Annotated in this window: 11 protein-coding genes and 1 pseudogene; 3 read left to right on the top strand and 9 right to left on the bottom strand. The window is 65.2% G+C overall.

Going from position 1 to position 14765, the window contains the following annotated elements; all coding sequences use genetic code 11:
* Nucleotides 1-41 precede the first annotated feature (41 nt).
* Genes ASD55_RS14385 through ASD55_RS18150 form a run of 4 tightly spaced genes read right to left on the bottom strand, consistent with a single transcriptional unit; the run spans nt 42 to nt 2057 of the window.
* Nucleotides 42-446, bottom strand: a complete 405-nt coding sequence (locus ASD55_RS14385; protein ID WP_056717072.1) for a GFA family protein — start codon at nt 444-446, stop codon at nt 42-44.
* The gene (locus ASD55_RS14380; RefSeq protein ID WP_056717073.1) at nt 443-997 is read right to left on the bottom strand and encodes a GNAT family N-acetyltransferase; all 555 of its coding nucleotides are present in this window, start codon (nt 995-997) and stop codon (nt 443-445) included. The genes ASD55_RS14385 and ASD55_RS14380 overlap by 4 nt, the downstream gene beginning before the upstream one ends.
* Before the next feature lie 47 nt (nt 998-1044).
* The gene (locus ASD55_RS14375; protein WP_056717074.1) at nt 1045-1536 is read right to left on the bottom strand and encodes a hypothetical protein; all 492 of its coding nucleotides are present in this window, start codon (nt 1534-1536) and stop codon (nt 1045-1047) included.
* Nucleotides 1533-2057, bottom strand: a complete 525-nt coding sequence (locus ASD55_RS18150; protein WP_162248792.1) for a lysozyme inhibitor LprI family protein — start codon at nt 2055-2057, stop codon at nt 1533-1535. The genes ASD55_RS14375 and ASD55_RS18150 overlap by 4 nt, the downstream gene beginning before the upstream one ends.
* Nucleotides 2058-3383: 1326 nt before the next feature.
* Between ASD55_RS18150 and ASD55_RS18875 the strand changes: the two are divergent.
* Nucleotides 3384-3524: pseudogene (locus tag ASD55_RS18875) on the top strand (IS110 family transposase); the annotation flags it as partial.
* A gap of 350 nt (nt 3525-3874) precedes the next feature.
* On the opposite strand, the gene ASD55_RS14365 reads toward ASD55_RS18875, so the two are convergent.
* The 5 genes from ASD55_RS14365 to ASD55_RS14345 all read right to left on the bottom strand — a co-directional run bounded on the left by ASD55_RS14365 (nt 3875) and on the right by ASD55_RS14345 (nt 10651).
* Complete coding sequence (locus ASD55_RS14365) at nt 3875-4459, bottom strand: hypothetical protein (RefSeq protein WP_056767101.1); 585 nt, start codon at nt 4457-4459, stop codon at nt 3875-3877.
* 23 nt (nt 4460-4482) lie between these two features.
* Nucleotides 4483-4818: a hypothetical protein gene (locus tag ASD55_RS14360; protein ID WP_056715970.1), complete on the bottom strand. Its 336-nt coding sequence runs from the start codon at nt 4816-4818 to the stop codon at nt 4483-4485.
* A gap of 420 nt (nt 4819-5238) precedes the next feature.
* Entirely contained in the window at nt 5239-6921 is a 1683-nt protein-coding gene (locus ASD55_RS14355) for an alpha-amylase family glycosyl hydrolase (RefSeq protein ID WP_056717346.1), read from the bottom strand.
* Between the two features lie 35 nt (nt 6922-6956).
* Complete coding sequence (locus tag ASD55_RS14350; RefSeq protein WP_056767099.1) at nt 6957-8435, bottom strand: MFS transporter; 1479 nt, start codon at nt 8433-8435, stop codon at nt 6957-6959.
* Complete coding sequence (locus ASD55_RS14345) at nt 8432-10651, bottom strand: hypothetical protein (RefSeq protein ID WP_056767375.1); 2220 nt, start codon at nt 10649-10651, stop codon at nt 8432-8434. The genes ASD55_RS14350 and ASD55_RS14345 overlap by 4 nt, the downstream gene beginning before the upstream one ends.
* Nucleotides 10652-10908: 257 nt before the next feature.
* Between ASD55_RS14345 and ASD55_RS14340 the strand changes: the two genes are divergently transcribed.
* Entirely contained in the window at nt 10909-11919 is a 1011-nt protein-coding gene (locus tag ASD55_RS14340) for a LacI family DNA-binding transcriptional regulator (RefSeq protein ID WP_056717343.1), read from the top strand.
* A 350-nt stretch (nt 11920-12269) separates the two neighbouring features.
* Nucleotides 12270-14753 carry an exo 1,3/1,4-beta-D-glucan glucohydrolase gene (locus ASD55_RS14335; RefSeq protein WP_056767097.1) on the top strand — a complete coding sequence of 828 codons (2484 nt, stop codon included), beginning with the start codon at nt 12270-12272 and terminating at the stop codon, nt 14751-14753.
* Nucleotides 14754-14765: the final 12 nt, after the last annotated feature.

The raw sequence follows: 14765 nt of genomic DNA, 5'->3' as shown, positions 1-14765 counted from the left end.
GGTCTGGCGCCATGGCGCATCAATGCGCCACCGCCGGCGTCTCAGTCCGGGAATCCCGCCATGCGTGGAATCGTCTCCAGGCCCTCGTCCCAGTCGGCCCTGCTGGCCACGAAGAGGTGCGCGTCGGGTTGGAGGGTGACAGCGGTATCAAGGCTGCCGGCCGGAACGACCAGCACCTGGCCGTCCATCGGGGTCACCGGCAGGGCCGAGCCGCAGATCGAGCAGAAGCACCGGACGTGCCGGGTTTGCGGCAGCTCGAAGCGCGTCACCTTGTCTTCGCCGCTGAGCCATCGCAAGCGGGCCTGCGCGGAAAACAGGTTCGCGCCGTGGGCCGAACCGGAATCCTTGCGGCAATACATGCAGTGGCAAAGGTAGAAGTGCTCGAACTCGCCTTCCACCTCGAAACGCGCCGCGCCGCAAAGGCAGGAGCCGGCGTGGACACTCATGTGCCGACGTCCTCGCCGCATCGCGCAGGCGACTCCGAAGCAAGCGCCCTGACCATCACGAGGTCCCGCTGCTGATCGCCGCCCAGCGAAAACACATGCTCACCCGCCACGACAAAGCCGAATTTCCCGTAGAACGCGATGGCCCTCGGATTGTGCTCCCACACACCGAGCCAGACGGCGTCTGCGCCGCGTCGTTGCATCGCCTCGATGCAGGCATCCATGAGCGCCTGCGCAACTCCCTTGCCGTGCCAGTCCTCAACGACATACAGGCGCTGGATCTCGCCCGGTCGCTTCGCCGCCACACATCCCGGTGCCTCGCCCAGGCGCAGCTGGGCATAGCCGACCAGGCGCCCCTCATCCTCGCTGAGCAAGGTGAGCAGGTCGGGGTCGGCGATCTCGGCTGACTGAATGTGCAAGCCGTAGCTGCTTCGGCAATGAAGCTCCATGTGCTCGGTGGTGTTCGTTGCGCCGAACGTCGCCCTGAAAGTCGCCTCGGCAACTTCGGCCAGCCTGCCGGCATCACCGGCATGCGCTCTTCGTATCGTTGGCATCGTCGCTCCGCGGGGTACGGCAAAGGTGCATGAACTGGCCCATCCAGCTAGGGCTTTGATGTGGAACCCCGGGAAGGATGCCGCAACAATGGCGATGCCTTCGCGCGGGACATGATGGAGGTGACGAGCGGTGCTGGGAAAACCGAAGAGACCTGGTCGGGCGAGGTGCGAACAACGGAGCCAGGCAGGAAGTCGGTGACCTGGAAGTAAGACCGTTCAATGGCGGCGACCCTCGCCGCACCCTGCGTCAACAGACGTTTTCCTTGAAAGACCTCGACCCACAAGTAGAACTTCGGGTATGCCACTCCCGACTGCGTGGGCCCGTCTCTGAGCGGCGAGAAGCTGACCGAAGTTGCCTGAGGGAAGCCATGGATCTGGAGGTAGCCGAGCAGGTCACGCTCGAGGAACTTTGGGAAGTTCACAGCCGCGGGAACGTTTGCGTCGATATGTGACCGCCGAACATCTGCGAGGGATGACTGAGCAAGCGCCATCCCTGGAACCAAGAAGGCAAGCAGGATCACGAGGCCAACGGTTTTCATGAGATATCGCGCCGGAGCTGAACAGATGATTGCCGGCCTGCCCGCAGGCGATTTGCGATGGGTGCAAGCTGCTGCAGGCAGTTGCTTTCCTCGAATTCCTGATTTTTCGCGATAGCCCGATGGATACATCTGGTAGCAGAGCGTACTCGTCGCAAACGTTGATCAGTGAGGTTTGCCTCGCACCTTGCTGCGTACGTTGAGGGCCACGTTCCACCGGCGCCGGTTAGCGCGCCGACGAGTTCACACTCCGCATCACGATATTTGAGCCACTCCACTTGTTCGGCTTTAAGTGCTTCGACGACGCGAGGGCCGAGCATCGACGCAGATTCCGTCAGAAGGACCAACTGTCCATATGCTCTGTCAAGGCGCTTTTCAGTTGCTTGTCGTTTCTGCACCAAAAGCAGCCCGGTATTCATCGAGCTGCCCTCCGGCCAGCATGCTGGTCGATCCGTGCAGTTCGCACTCGCGAAGGCAGTCGATGTTGCGGTCGAGAGGATCAAACTAAGCAGCAGCTTCGTCATTTGCGTTCCACAGAGGCCAGACACCGGAACTGCGCGGCGGCACAGTCGTTCATTTCGAATGAATAGTTGGTTCAGCCGTCCCGGCATGCGCCTATTCGTGGGGGCAGGCAGGCGTGGTTGCAGGGGCTGGGCTGATGTAGGTGACACGCAAAGCGATTGCAAGATTCTTCATGCCACACCTCCAAATTGTGTGTTGTGAAGCCCGACGCCTGGATAATTGGTCATAAGGCGCTGGCGTTGACCGCGAAGTCGCCACCCGCGCGAACGTCGTGGCCGTACTTGAACGTATGATTTTCAACCACCTTGTTGTTGCAGCTCAACGCGATTCTGTGCCCTTTGTGCGATGGTGCAACGGCGAAACTTTCCCGGAAGCTGCCGGACACAACCCGCTCTTGCGGTGCAGATTTGGAACCAAGCGAAGTGACGGAAAGCTGACAGCTGGAACTGCCTGGCGTAGCGCCAACGGCGAAAAAGTAACCGTCTGCCGGACCGAGCAGGCCTGCACAGCCTGAAAGTAGAAAACAGCCTACTGACGCAGCGGTACGTCTCATAAGCCCCCTAATGCTTAAGTTAAAGCGAATTGCAGCGCGTACCCGGCAACATGGCAAGCTCTATCGATCATGTTGTCGGGGGCGGCGACGCAATTTCGGTTTGTACGCATTGTTACGGCGTACCCTGAATGAACCTGTCGAGAAGCGTCATGGCTCGGTCCACTGATCGGTCGCTCTCGACGGAATCATCCGGTTGCACAGAGTAGTAGCGACCGTGTATGTCCAGGAATACCACGCATGTCGTATGCATGGATCGGGTGGGCTGTTTGGGCGGGCTGTCGCGATGAGCTGCAACCAGGAGATCAGAGAGCTCTGCGAGCTGAGCTGTGGACGCGTCCAGTCGCTTGGTCAAGTCGGCTGTTTGCCAGATTAGCCGCTGTGTCCCGTCCAAGTAGGCGAAGTTGGCGACCAGGTAGCTATCCCCCAGGAAGAACAGTCCGCCGGTGAGCTTGGCGGGTGGAGCGTCGTCGGCGACTTCGTCTCGCCAGAAGTCCAGCGAGCTCAGGCAGCCGTTCTTCGTATGGCTGTCGAGGGATGAGCCCTTCAAAGCCCCGGCGATTCCTCGCGATATTGATTCGGCGGAACTGGGGCGTGCTTGACCGGAGCTGGTCGCGCAGGCAGCCAGAGTAGAGATTGCCACAGCACCGAGAATGGCTTTGCCGTTCATTATCCGAGATCCGATGCGCGCGTCCTGACGCTGGAATTGGGTGGCGGCGTAGTCATCCGCCATAATCCTGATGCTGCGTTCCGTGGAGGATACGCTCACTCGACGGCGTTCGGCAAGGTGATCGTGGCCATCGCCAACAAACACGCACGACAAATCTGGGCGATGCTGGCGCACGAGGTGGACTACGATCCGCACGCCTGCCTCCGCCATCCCATGCACCAGAAGCACCACACGACCAAGGCCGCGTAGCCACAAGGTTTCGTTCCATCGTCAGTGCGAAGTGGTAGACAACGGTTCAGGCCGACCCAGAGGAACCTGACTAACCAGATGGACGTCCAGACGGTATAACGGCTGATCCCCGGGCACCGGACAGTCCGATAAACGAATGAGGTCTTCGGGTGCGGTTTGTACAGAGGTCCGAGTCAGCGAAACCGACTCAACAAGACCGGTTACGGAAATGCAGCCTGACACTCGTTGCAGTCGCGCAGCACTGATACGCAGCACGCACCATCGAACAACGCCCTCACCAGCAGTGGCGCGAAAGCTCAGGGCAAAAGCCTCATGCGGCCGGGATTGACGGGAAGTCTCTTACGGAGTTGTTAGAGTGCGCCCGCGGGTTGATCCCGATCGAGTTCATGAACTTCCTCCAAGCGTGACTCTGTGTCAGAGCAAAGACCCTGTATGTACTGCATCCGCTCAACAACGGTGGTGCATAGGTTGATCAAACTCTGGTCACCATTGCCCGTGGCTTTATGAACTGCAATGGCAGATGCGATCATAGGGTTATAGCCCTCTACAACATCCCACGTAGTATTAGCCAGAATTCCGGTGTCACGATCGAAGAGAGTGAAGTGCGATCTTAAATCGCCAAATGTGGGGAGTTGATCTAACAAGAACAGTTTTTGAAATGCGGTATCGTCGAGCTGCGGAACAGCTCCTTCATGCACTTGATTTGCAATGACGGAAGCGAAATGCGCTTTCTTGTTTAGCTCGACGCCGAGAAGATGCAGCTTTGTTGAGATCGTCGAGGCAACGATATCCGCTTGACGCCGCCTCTCTCGCTCAACCAGTTCGCGTGACTGACGAGCGCTTCGCTCGCCGAGCCAGATAGCAACCATGATGGCCGCAATAGAGCCAATGGCCTGTACCCAAGCGGCAGCTACGCTCCAATCAAATTCGCACATCGACGATTACCATATTGTGCGCTCTAACGCTTGAGTTGAGCGGCGGCGTAGCCGTCCGCCTCGAACGAGTGGTTAAGGCCCGCTGCGGCTACTAGTTTGTCTACCAACTCACCAAACGTAACCGAGCCGGAATGCTCCCAAAATGTTTTGCCCATTTGTGTGCCTACGAGCTCTTCGATAACTCCAATAGCATCACGAACATCCGTAGTGTCAAGGGCGCCGAACTTCGGGCCACTGGCAATGACCGCCACATTGTCACTAGGCAGGAAGAACGGCTTGGACCAGCCGCAATATTTGGCGAAGGCGGCGCCTGCGACGGTAGCAACGGCTTTGCGCGCGGCGCCGCCCCAAACCTCCATGGACGCAGCGGAGCGAGATGCTTGATTAGTGCGAAGGTCTTTTAGAAATGACAGATCTGGACCAAGCCACCTCACGCCGATAAAGAAGCGCTTCCACCTGGTCACGGGCGGAAAGTGAGCGGGATACTGAAGTGGCTCGCTAGGCTGCATGGTATGGGCCCTAACGCTAAGTAGATTTCAAATTGAAGTCTAATCCAGCAGCCTATCCCCGGGTGATGAATTCTTGGACTTAACCGTAGTGTCCAAAGAGCAACAGGTTAAATGGGTTGCGGCAGCCTAATCCAGCAAGCTAATCCCGCCACGTTGAGTTTCGGAGATGAGGACGATGATGCCATCTTTTTGGGGGCATCGCGGGAGGTTTGATCAAGGGAGGTCTGCGCGGTGGATGGACCGGGTTCCTTGAACGATGGCCAGTGCGGTTCAGTCGGCGGGATGGGCGCGCTCCGCCATCAGGCGGGTCAGCTCCACGGTGAGGTCGTTGCGGCTGGCGGACGCGTCGAGCAAATAGATCTTTACGTCGTGTGGCGCCACGTTGGCGCGCAGTTTTCCGGCCGCGCGCACTTCGATTGGCGGGCCGCCAAATGCTGGCGTCCATGTGCCGGATTGCAGGTAGTCACCGATGTCGAACTGCGCGACAGCGTCGCCCTTGTTGAGCAGCACCAGCGCGATCTGGTGCACGTCACCCTTCTGGTACACGCGATAGAACGCCGCCCGGTTGCCGGCGAAGTGCAGCGGCAGCATCAGGCCGCGTTGCAGTGCCGGGGTCTTTTCGCGCAACTGGGCGATGCGCTTGAGCTGGCGATAGATCGGACTTTTCGGTGCGGCGTCGATGCGTTGCTGGCCGTAGTAGTTGCGGTTGCCCTGGTGTTCGGCCTTGCCGCGCTCGAAGCCGGTTTCGGAGCCGTAGTAGATGGCCGGGATGCCGCGTGCGGTGAACAGCCAGTTGTTCGCGTCGATGAAGCCGTTGTCGCTGGCGGCCAGGCGCGCCATGTCGTGGTTGTCGTAGAAGGTGACCAGTTCGTACGGGTTCTGGTACGGGCCGTTGGTGAGGTAGAGGCGGTCGAGCAGTTGGGCGTAGTCGCTGCCGGGATGCTCGAACACGTCGGCGATGCGCCCGCGCAGCGGGAAGTCGAGCACGCTGATGCCGCCGTTTTCGGGCCAGGTGTACTGGCCGATGTTGTCGGGGCTGTAGTCGAACGCTTCGCCGAACATGAAGAAGCCGGGATGCTTCGCCCGGATGCGCGCGGCGAACTGTTTCCAGAACGTGTTGGACATGTGGCTGATGGTGTCTATGCGGAACGCGTCGGCGCCCTGGTCGGCCCACTGGTTGTACGCGCCCGCGAAGTAGTCGAGCACGGCCGGGTTCCGGTCGTCGTTGTTGGACAGCTGAACCAGGTCGTCGTAGGCGTGGTAGAAGCGGTGCAGCGGGTTGCGCACGGGATCGAGCCTGTACGGCGGCAGGTTCTGCTGGTCGGCGACGAGCTTGCCGTCCTTGTCGTAGATCTGGCCGAACATCGGTTGCGCCTGCGGCATGCTGAAGGCGGGCGAGCCGTGGTTGGCCACGATGTCGAGCACGGTCTTCAGGCCCTGCGCCCGCATCGCCGTGGTGAACTGGCGGAAGTCGAGGTTCCTGCTGGGCAGGTGTTCGTCGAGCTTGTAGAAGTTGACGCCCCAGTAGCCGTGGAAGCCGGTCTTGCCGCGGTCGGTGAACTTGGAACCCCAGCTCACCGGATCGCCGCCGGTGAAGGCTTCGTCGGGGTTGTCCACGATCGGGGTGATCCACACCGCGCCGAAGCCCATGCCGCGGATGTAGGCGGCGTTGTCCAGTACGCCCCGGAAGTCGCCGCCGAGGTAGCCGATGTTGGCGCTTTCGCCCTTCGGCGCGCCGGCCACCGGGACGTCGAACGTGCGGTGGGCGCCGCCCTGGTCGCGCTGGTCGTTGGACGGATCGCCGTTGACGAAGCGGTCGGTCATCACGAAGTAGATCGCGTTGGACGCCATCGGCGCGTCGGTGCCGACGAATTCGGGCGTGGTGTCCGCGGCGCGCGCGCCGCCGCAGTGCAGGGTGAGCGTGGCAAGCGCCAGTACGGTGGTGCGGATCATCTCGTCGTTCCGGTGATGGCGTTGGCGAGGCTGGGCTAGCCGGGCTCGCGCACGCGCAGGGTGAACAGGCCGGCGACCAGCAGGCAGGCGCCGCCCAGTGCCAGCGCCCAGATCGGCTGGTTGTGGAAGCACAGCCGCAGCAGCAGGCCGAGCACGCTGGCGGCGAGCAGCTGCGGGATCACGATGAAGAAATTGAAGATGCCCATGTAGACGCCCATCTTCCCCGCGGGCAGGTTGTCCGACAGCAACGCGTAGGGCAGCGACAGGATCGAGGCCCAGGCGAAGCCCACGCCGACCATCGAGGCCAGCAGCCATACCGGGTCGCGGATCAGCAGGAACGACAGCAGGCCGGCGCCGCCCAGGCACAGGTTGATCAGGTGGCTGATGCGCAGGCCCCAGCGCCGCACCATCAGCGGAATCACCACCGCGGCCACGGCGGCGAAGCCGTTGTAGGCGGCGAACAGCACGCCGACCCAGTTGGCGCCCTCGTTGTACAGGGCCGAGTGCACGTCGGTGGTGCCGTAGATGGTCTCGGTCACGCTCGCGGTGGTGTAGATCCACATCGCGAACAGCGCGAACCACGAGAACAGTTGCACCCACGCCAGTTGCCGCATCGAGACGGGCATGCCGTAGAGATCGCCCATCACTTCGCGCAGCATGCCGCGGCCGCGGCTGAAGCTGAGCCAGACGAACAGCAGGCCGAACACGAGCAGCCCACCGCCCAGCACGTAGACCTCTTTCTCCAGCGCGAAATGCTGGATCGCGAACAGCACCGCGACGCCGACCACCAGCAGCAGCACGCCCCAGCGCCAGGCCTGCGACACGTCCACCGCCAGCGGTTCGGCCACGCTGTCGCTGAACGACTGCAGCCGGTCCGGCGGGTATTCGCGGGTGCTGAAGATGGTCCACAGCACCGCACCGAGCAGCACCGCGCCGCCGGCGTAGAAGGCATATTTCACCGTGTCGGGAATGCCGCCGTCAGGCGCCACGTTGGCCACGCCGAATTGCGTCAGTATCCACGGCAGCGCCGAGGCCACCACCGCGCCCACGCCGATGAAGAAGCTCTGCATCGCGTAGCCGGAGGGCCGCTGGCGGGTCGGCAGCTGGTCGCCCACGAAGGCGCGGAACGGCTCCATCGACACGTTGATCGAGGCGTCCAGAATCCACAGCAGGCCGGCGGCCATCCACAGCACCGGCGCGTTCGGCATCCACAGCAGGGCCAGCGAGGCGAATACCGCGCCAGCCAGGAAGTAGGGGCGGCGCCGGCCCAGCCGGTTCCAGGTGCGGTCGGAGAAGTGGCCGATGATCGGCTGCACGATCAGCCCGGTCAGCGGCGCGGCGATCCACAGCGCGGGGATGTCGTTGAGGTCGGCGCCCAGGGTCTGGAAGATCCGGCTGACGTTCGCGTTCTGCAGCGCGAAGCCGAACTGCAGGCCGAGGAAGCCGAAGCACATGTTCCAGATCTGCCAGAACGACAGCGCCGGTTTGGAGTTCGCGGAAGTACCGTCGTTCATGGTGAGCCGTGGCCGGGGGCGAGCGGAGCGATCAGCAGATCATGCACCACCGCCCGGTTCAATGGGCCATCGCTGCCGCCCTGTCCGCCGGTGTAGTGGGCGAAGTGGGCCAGGTAGCTCATGTTGAAGCCGTCGTCGAGCGTGAACCGGCAGGTCGCGCCCGCCTTCGCGCCGAAGCGGCCCCAGCTGGATGACTGGGTGCGCACGCTGTGCGGCATCACGATCGGCAAGCGTTGCTCGGCGCTGCCGTCGCAGCGGATCACCAGCATCTTCACCGCCGCGGTGATGCCGGTGTTGATCGGGCCGTGGTCGTTGGCGTAGTCCAGCGCGACGCGCCAGTCGCCGCTGGCTGGCGCCGTCCACTGGCGTGGCCAGTCGCCGCCGATCCGGTTCGTGTCGCCGACGCAGACGGTGGGGCTGTGCAGCGATTCCAGCCCCTGTGCGCCGATGCGCGTGGCGCTGAAGCAGGCCAGGCCCGGCTGTCGTGCGAGCGTGCTGCTGGCGTCGATGTCGCCGTGCGCCATGCCATTGAGGTAGAGCCGCTGCTTGCCCTCGACGCGGATCTGCCAGCGCTTGCCGACGGCCTGCACCTGCGGCGCGGCGGGGGCGAGCGGCGCGTACAGGGGCGCGTCGGTGCGCAGCGGCACGTCGGCGACCTGCACCGCTTTCAGCGTGACGGTGGTGGTGTTGCCCTGCGTGCGCAGCTGGTCGGCGACGAGCAGGTTGCCGTCGAGCGTGGCGGGAAGCTGCAGGGTGATCCGGCGTCCGGGCAGTTCGAGGGTGATCGCATGGCGCGCGCCGAACAGCATCGGCACCAGCGCGGTGGGCAGCTTCGGTGCGACCCGGCCATTCTCCTCCAGGCCGAACACGCCTTCGCTGACCATCGCCAGATACGCCGCCACCGACCACAGCTGTCGCGGCGAATTCACCACCGGTCCGCTCAGCCTGCCTTCGTCTACGTGCTGGCCCTGGGTCAGCAGTTCGTAGTTCTCCATGTTGGAGCCGTACAGCGCGGCGCCGCGCATGATCGAGGCGATCTCGTGGGCGATGCGGGCGGGCTGCTGCGTTTCGCGTGCGGCGCGCAGCGCATACATGCTGACGAACGGCCAGATCGCCCGGTTGTGGTAGATCGGCTGGTCGGCGCGCTCGGGCCAGATCACCGGGCTGCCGGCCGGCCACGTGGGGTAGTTCGCCAGCGTACGGCGGGCGCGTTCGCCATCGGCCACGCCGCTGTCGACCGCCAGCGCGATGCCGAGCAGGTCGTAAGTGTCGTACGGCGTGCCGTCGCCGCCGAGGTAGCTCATGTACATGCCGCGATCGGCGCGCCAGAAGCGGGCGTTGATCGCCGCCTTCAGCGCCACCGCCTCGTTGCGGTAGCCGGTGGCGGCTTTCGCGTCGTGGTGTTGGTCGGCCAGCGTGGCGGCCAGTTGCAGCGCTTGGTAGTGCAGCACGTTGGTGGACAGCGCGAACGATTGCGCGATGAAGCCCACCTCGTCCGCGGTCCACGCCGGATAGCTCTGTTCACGCCAGTCGAGGAAGGAGGTCTCGCCCCGATACAGGCCGAGGCGCTGGTCGAACGCGTATTGCCGATCCTGCGCCAGGGTGGCGCCGAGTGCCTGGTAGACGTCGCCGGCGAACGCGGCGTCGTCGAGCAGATGGCGCGCACCGAGGAACCACACCACGCGATCGGTGCTGATCGGCCAGCTGCCGCCGGAGCCGGTGTCCTGCATCGGATAGTACGGTTTTGAATCCGGGCCTTGCGCTGCGCCGGCCACGCGCACGCCGGACAGCTTGAACTTCAGCCCGCTGCGCGAACGGGCGGGATCGAAGCGCCACAGGCCGAGGTCGATCGCGTAGGACAGGTCGCGCGTCCACACGTAAGGCCACTTCAGCCCGGTGACGAAACAGCGGCAGGGAATCGGCTGGCCGTGGTCGAACGCGCCGTCGCGGATCGCCTCCACCGAGTCGAGCGCGAGGTCGTCCTGCGCCATCGCGAACAGGCCGTCGAACAGCGGGCTGGCGGTGTCGCTGCGCAGCGGCTGCGGGGCGATCACCCGCTGGCCGTAGGGCCACGCCAGCGTGTAGCGGTGCTGCGCGTCGTGCTCGATGCCGACGTGCACGCCGTGCCAGTCCAGGCCGTCCTGCGCCAGGCCTTCCTGCCACGCAGGCGTCGTGGCGCTGGCGGCCAGCGCGGCTCCCAGCAGCAGGCTCAGCACGGGCGGGAACGCGGTGGCGGAAGGCGAATCGTGGTGGTCATCGGTGACAACGCTCCGGTGGCGGCGGGCTGGCGCGACGTCCGCAGGGACGATGCTTCCTGCATGGTAGGCAGCGTCGCACTGCAGCAGCCAGTGGTTGCATACGTATTCATGCCGCTCGTGCGTTTTCGCCCGGCGCGCCATTCGCGCGGCGCCTTGTAAAGCGGCGGGCGATGACGGCATAGTCGTTCGACGGCCACGATCACACGGGAGATTCCATGCGGGTACGCCTCGAAGAAGTGGCGCGCGCAGCGAGCGTATCGCCCAAGACGGTGTCCCGCGTGCTCAACGACGAGGCCAACGTGAGCGAGGAGACGCGCAAGCGCGTGCGCGCCGCGATGGAAGAGCTGGACTATCGCCCGCATCCCTCGGCACGCAGTCTCGCCGGCAATCGCTCGTTCGTGGTGGCGATGCTGTACGACAACAACGACAACCCGGCCTCGACCTACCTGGCCGAGATCCAGGACGGCGTGCTGGAAGCCTGCGACGCGCATCGCTACAGCATGATGGTGCGACCGCTGCGGATGCGCGGCGACGACTTCATCCGCCGGCTCGACGCGCTGATCTCCGACCATCACCCCGACGGCGTGGTGCTGACCCCGCCGATCACCGACTACGCGCCGCTGCTGAAGCGCCTGCGCGAACGCAACGTGCCGTATGCCAGCGTGTCGCCGCAGAGCGATGCCAGCATCGGCGTGCGGATGGACGAGCAGGCCGCGGCGCGAGCCATCGTCGAGCATCTGCTGGGCCTGGGCCACCGGCGCATCGCCCACGTGCTGGGCATCGCCGACCACGGCGCCAGCCGCTGGCGGCTGGCCGGTTACCGCGAGGCGATGGCGGCGGCCGGCGTGCCCGAAGACCCGGCGCTGGTGGTGCAGGGCGCCTTTACGTTCGGCTCCGGCGTCACCGCGGCACGCGAACTGTTCGCCCTGAAGCAGCGGCCGACGGCGGTGTTTGCCGCCAACGACGACATGGCCACCGGGGTGATGTGGGCCGCCGGCGAGTACGGATTGAAGGTGCCGCAGGACCTGTCCGTCTGCGGCTTCGACGATACCCCGCTGGCGCGCCAGCTGTGGCCGGCGCTGACCACGGTGCAGCAGCCCAGCCGCGAGATGGGCCGGATCGCCGCCCAGCAGTTGCTGAACCTGCTGCGCGGCCGCGGTGCCGGCGAGCTGGTGCAGATGCCGTTCTCCCTGCAGATCCGCGGCTCCACCGCGCGCGTTTCCTGAAGTTCGCCGCCCGGTCGCGAAGAGCCGGCGGACGGTGTCCGCCCTACGCTTCCCTCTCAGCCGCCCCTCCGTAGGGCGGGCACAGCCCGCCACACGCCGTCGCAGGCCGCCACTTCCCTTGGCTGATGCGTCGGCCGATGCGTCACACCGCCACGGCGTGCCTGACCGGACCCGCCGAATCCGGCCATGTTGCGCAGCGAATTGACAGCGCTGTCATCCGTGTCACTATGCGGTTCAGACCGCGTGCCGTCGGCGCGCCAGCCAGGAGCCTTGCCGTGCGATTTCCGCCCCCACCGAACTCGTTGCCGGGTCGTCTTGCCCTCTCCGTCACCTTCGCCGGCGCGTTGATCATGCCCATCCATTTCGTGCTCGCCGGGGACACCGCCGCCACCGTCCATCCCGATGCCTGGCCCCAGGTGCGCTCGCCGTTGCCGCCCGATCCGGCGCTGGAGGCGCGAGTGAAGGCGCTGCTGGCGAAGATGTCGGTGGAGGACAAGGTGGGCCAGATGATCCAGGCCGACATCAAGTCGGTGACGCCGGAGGACGTGCGCGAGTATCGGCTCGGCTCGATCCTGGCCGGCGGCAATTCCGGGCCGGACGGCGGCCAGTACGGCACCGCGGCGCAGTGGCAGAAGCTGTCCGACGCGTTCTACCGCGCCTCGATGGATACCTCGGGCGGCCGGCTGGCGATCCCGGTGTTGTTCGGCATCGACGCGGTGCATGGCCACAACAACCTGGTCGGCAGCACGCTGTTTCCGCAGAACTCCGCGCTGGGCAACGCGCGTGATCCGCAGCTGATCCATGCGATCGGCGCAGTCACCGCCCGCGAGCTGCGCGCCAGTGGCATCAACTGGACCTTCGCGCCCACACTGACCGTGCCCCAGGACGGCCGCTGGGGCCGCGCCTACGAAGGCTATTCGGAAAACCCCGCGCTGGTGGCGCAATACGCCGGCGCGGTGATCGAGGGGCTGGAAGGCAAGGTCGGCACGCCGCAGTTCCTCGACGCCGACCACGTGATCGCCACCGCCAAGCATTTCGTGGGCGACGGCGGCACCAGGGACGGCAAGGACCAGGGCGATGCCGAGGTCAGCGAAGCGGTGTTGCGCGACGTGCACGCGGTCGGCTATCCGCCGGCGATCCGCGCCGGGGTGCAGGTGGTGATGGTCTCGTTCTCCAGCTGGAACGGGGTGAAGATGGCCGGCAACAAGGGCCTGATCACCGACGTGCTGAAGCAGCGCATGGGCTTCGGCGGCATCGTGCTAGGCGACTGGAATGCCCACGGCCAGGTGCCCGGCTGCACCAACGAAGACTGCCCGGTGGCGTACAACGCCGGGCTGGACATGCTGGAGGCGCCCGACTCGTGGAAGGGTCTGTACAGGAACACCCTGGCCGAGGTGAAGTCCGGGGTGATCCCGATGGCCCGCGTCGACGACGCGGTGAGCCGCATCCTGCGGGTGAAGCTGCGCCTGGGCATGTTCGAGGCGGGGCTGCCTTCGGCCAATCCGCTGGTGCGTGATTCGGCCAAGGTGATCGGCAGCGCCGAACATCGCGCGCTGGCCCGCCGTGCCGTGCGCGAATCGCTGGTGCTGCTGAAGAACGACGGCGTGCTGCCGATCGATCCGCGCAAGCACGTGCTGGTCGCCGGCGATGGCGCGGACAACATCTCCAAGCAGAACGGCGGCTGGACGCTGACCTGGCAGGGCACCGGCCTCACCAATGCAAACTTCCCCGGCGCCACCTCGATCTGGGCCGGCATCCGCGACCAGGTGCAGGCCGCCGGCGGCAGCGCCGAGCTGTCGGTGGAAGGCAAGTACGAACGCAAGCCCGATGTCGCCATCGTGGTATTCGGCGAAGACCCGTACGCCGAGTTCCAGGGCGACCTGCCGAACCTTGCCTACCGGCCGGGCAACGATCACGACCTCGACCTGCTGCGTCGCCTGCGCCAGCAGGGCGTGCCGGTGGTGGCGGTGTTCCTGACCGGACGGCCGCTGTGGATGAACCGCGAGATCAATGCCGCCGACGCCTTCGTGGTGGCGTGGTTGCCGGGCAGCGAGGGCGAGGGCATTGCCGACGTGCTGCTGCGCACCCGCGACGGCCACATCGCCCACGATTTCCACGGCAGGCTGGCCTACTCGTGGCCGCGCACCGCGGTGCAGATTCCGCTGGCCGGCGGCAAGGAACACTACGACCCGCAGTTCCGCTACGGCTTCGGGCTGAGCTATGCCGAGCCCGGCAAGGGCGGCAAGCTGTCCGAAGATCCGGGCATCGCGCTGAGCAGCGCGCGTGCCGGCGTCTACTTCACCCACGGCAAGCCGGCGCAGGGCTTCGTGCTGCAGCTCACCGGCGCCAATGGCGCGGACAGCAACGTCACGGCGACGCCGTCGGTCACGGCGGACGGCACGCTGCGCGTCGGCGCGCTCGACTACAAGGCGCAGGAAGACGCCCGCAGCCTGGCCTGGTCAGGCGGCGGCAAGGCGCAGGCCGCGCTGGTCGCGCCGGCGCCGCTGGACGTCGAGCGCGAAACCAATGGCGACGTGATGCTGGTGACCACGCTGCGCGTCGATGCGCTGTCGGCGCAAGGCGCCAGCATCGGCGTCAGCTGCGGCAGCGGCTGCGGTGCGCAGCTGCCGATCGGCACGCAGCTCAGCGCCCTGCCGCGCGGACAATGGCTGAGCGTCGGCATTCCGCTGAAGTGCTTCCGCGACGCGGGCGCCGACATGAGCAAGCTGGACCGGCCGTTCGAGTGGACCAGCAGCACCGGCGAACGCATCGCCGTGGCCGAAGTGTCGCTGGGCACGGTGGCCGACCACACGCTGGACTGCCCCGCGCACTGAGCCGCGCAGCAA

The sequence above is a fragment of the Rhodanobacter sp. Root561 genome, from assembly GCF_001427365.1.
Taxonomy (GTDB): domain Bacteria; phylum Pseudomonadota; class Gammaproteobacteria; order Xanthomonadales; family Rhodanobacteraceae; genus Rhodanobacter.
This window is presented reverse-complemented; position numbering and strand designations above follow the sequence as displayed.

Bases quoted from the DNA above. Each gene is read 5' to 3' on its own strand.
- ASD55_RS14365 (WP_056767101.1), bottom strand. From the start codon at position 4,459: ATGTGCGAATTTGATTGGAGCGTAGCTGCCGCTTGGGTACAGGCCATT.
- ASD55_RS14350 (WP_056767099.1), bottom strand. From the start codon at position 8,435: ATGAACGACGGTACTTCCGCGAACTCCAAACCGGCGCTGTCGTTCTGG.
- ASD55_RS14360 (WP_056715970.1), bottom strand. From the start codon at position 4,818: ATGGAGGTTTGGGGCGGCGCCGCGCGCAAAGCCGTTGCTACCGTCGCA.
- ASD55_RS14380 (WP_056717073.1), bottom strand. From the start codon at position 997: ATGCCAACGATACGAAGAGCGCATGCCGGTGATGCCGGCAGGCTGGCC.
- ASD55_RS14385 (WP_056717072.1), bottom strand. From the start codon at position 446: ATGAGTGTCCACGCCGGCTCCTGCCTTTGCGGCGCGGCGCGTTTCGAG.
- ASD55_RS18150 (WP_162248792.1), bottom strand. From the start codon at position 2,057: ATGACGAAGCTGCTGCTTAGTTTGATCCTCTCGACCGCAACATCGACT.
- ASD55_RS14375 (WP_056717074.1), bottom strand. From the start codon at position 1,536: ATGAAAACCGTTGGCCTCGTGATCCTGCTTGCCTTCTTGGTTCCAGGG.
- ASD55_RS14340 (WP_056717343.1), top strand. From the start codon at position 10,909: ATGCGGGTACGCCTCGAAGAAGTGGCGCGCGCAGCGAGCGTATCGCCC.
- ASD55_RS14335 (WP_056767097.1), top strand. From the start codon at position 12,270: ATGCCCATCCATTTCGTGCTCGCCGGGGACACCGCCGCCACCGTCCAT.
- ASD55_RS14355 (WP_056717346.1), bottom strand. From the start codon at position 6,921: ATGATCCGCACCACCGTACTGGCGCTTGCCACGCTCACCCTGCACTGC.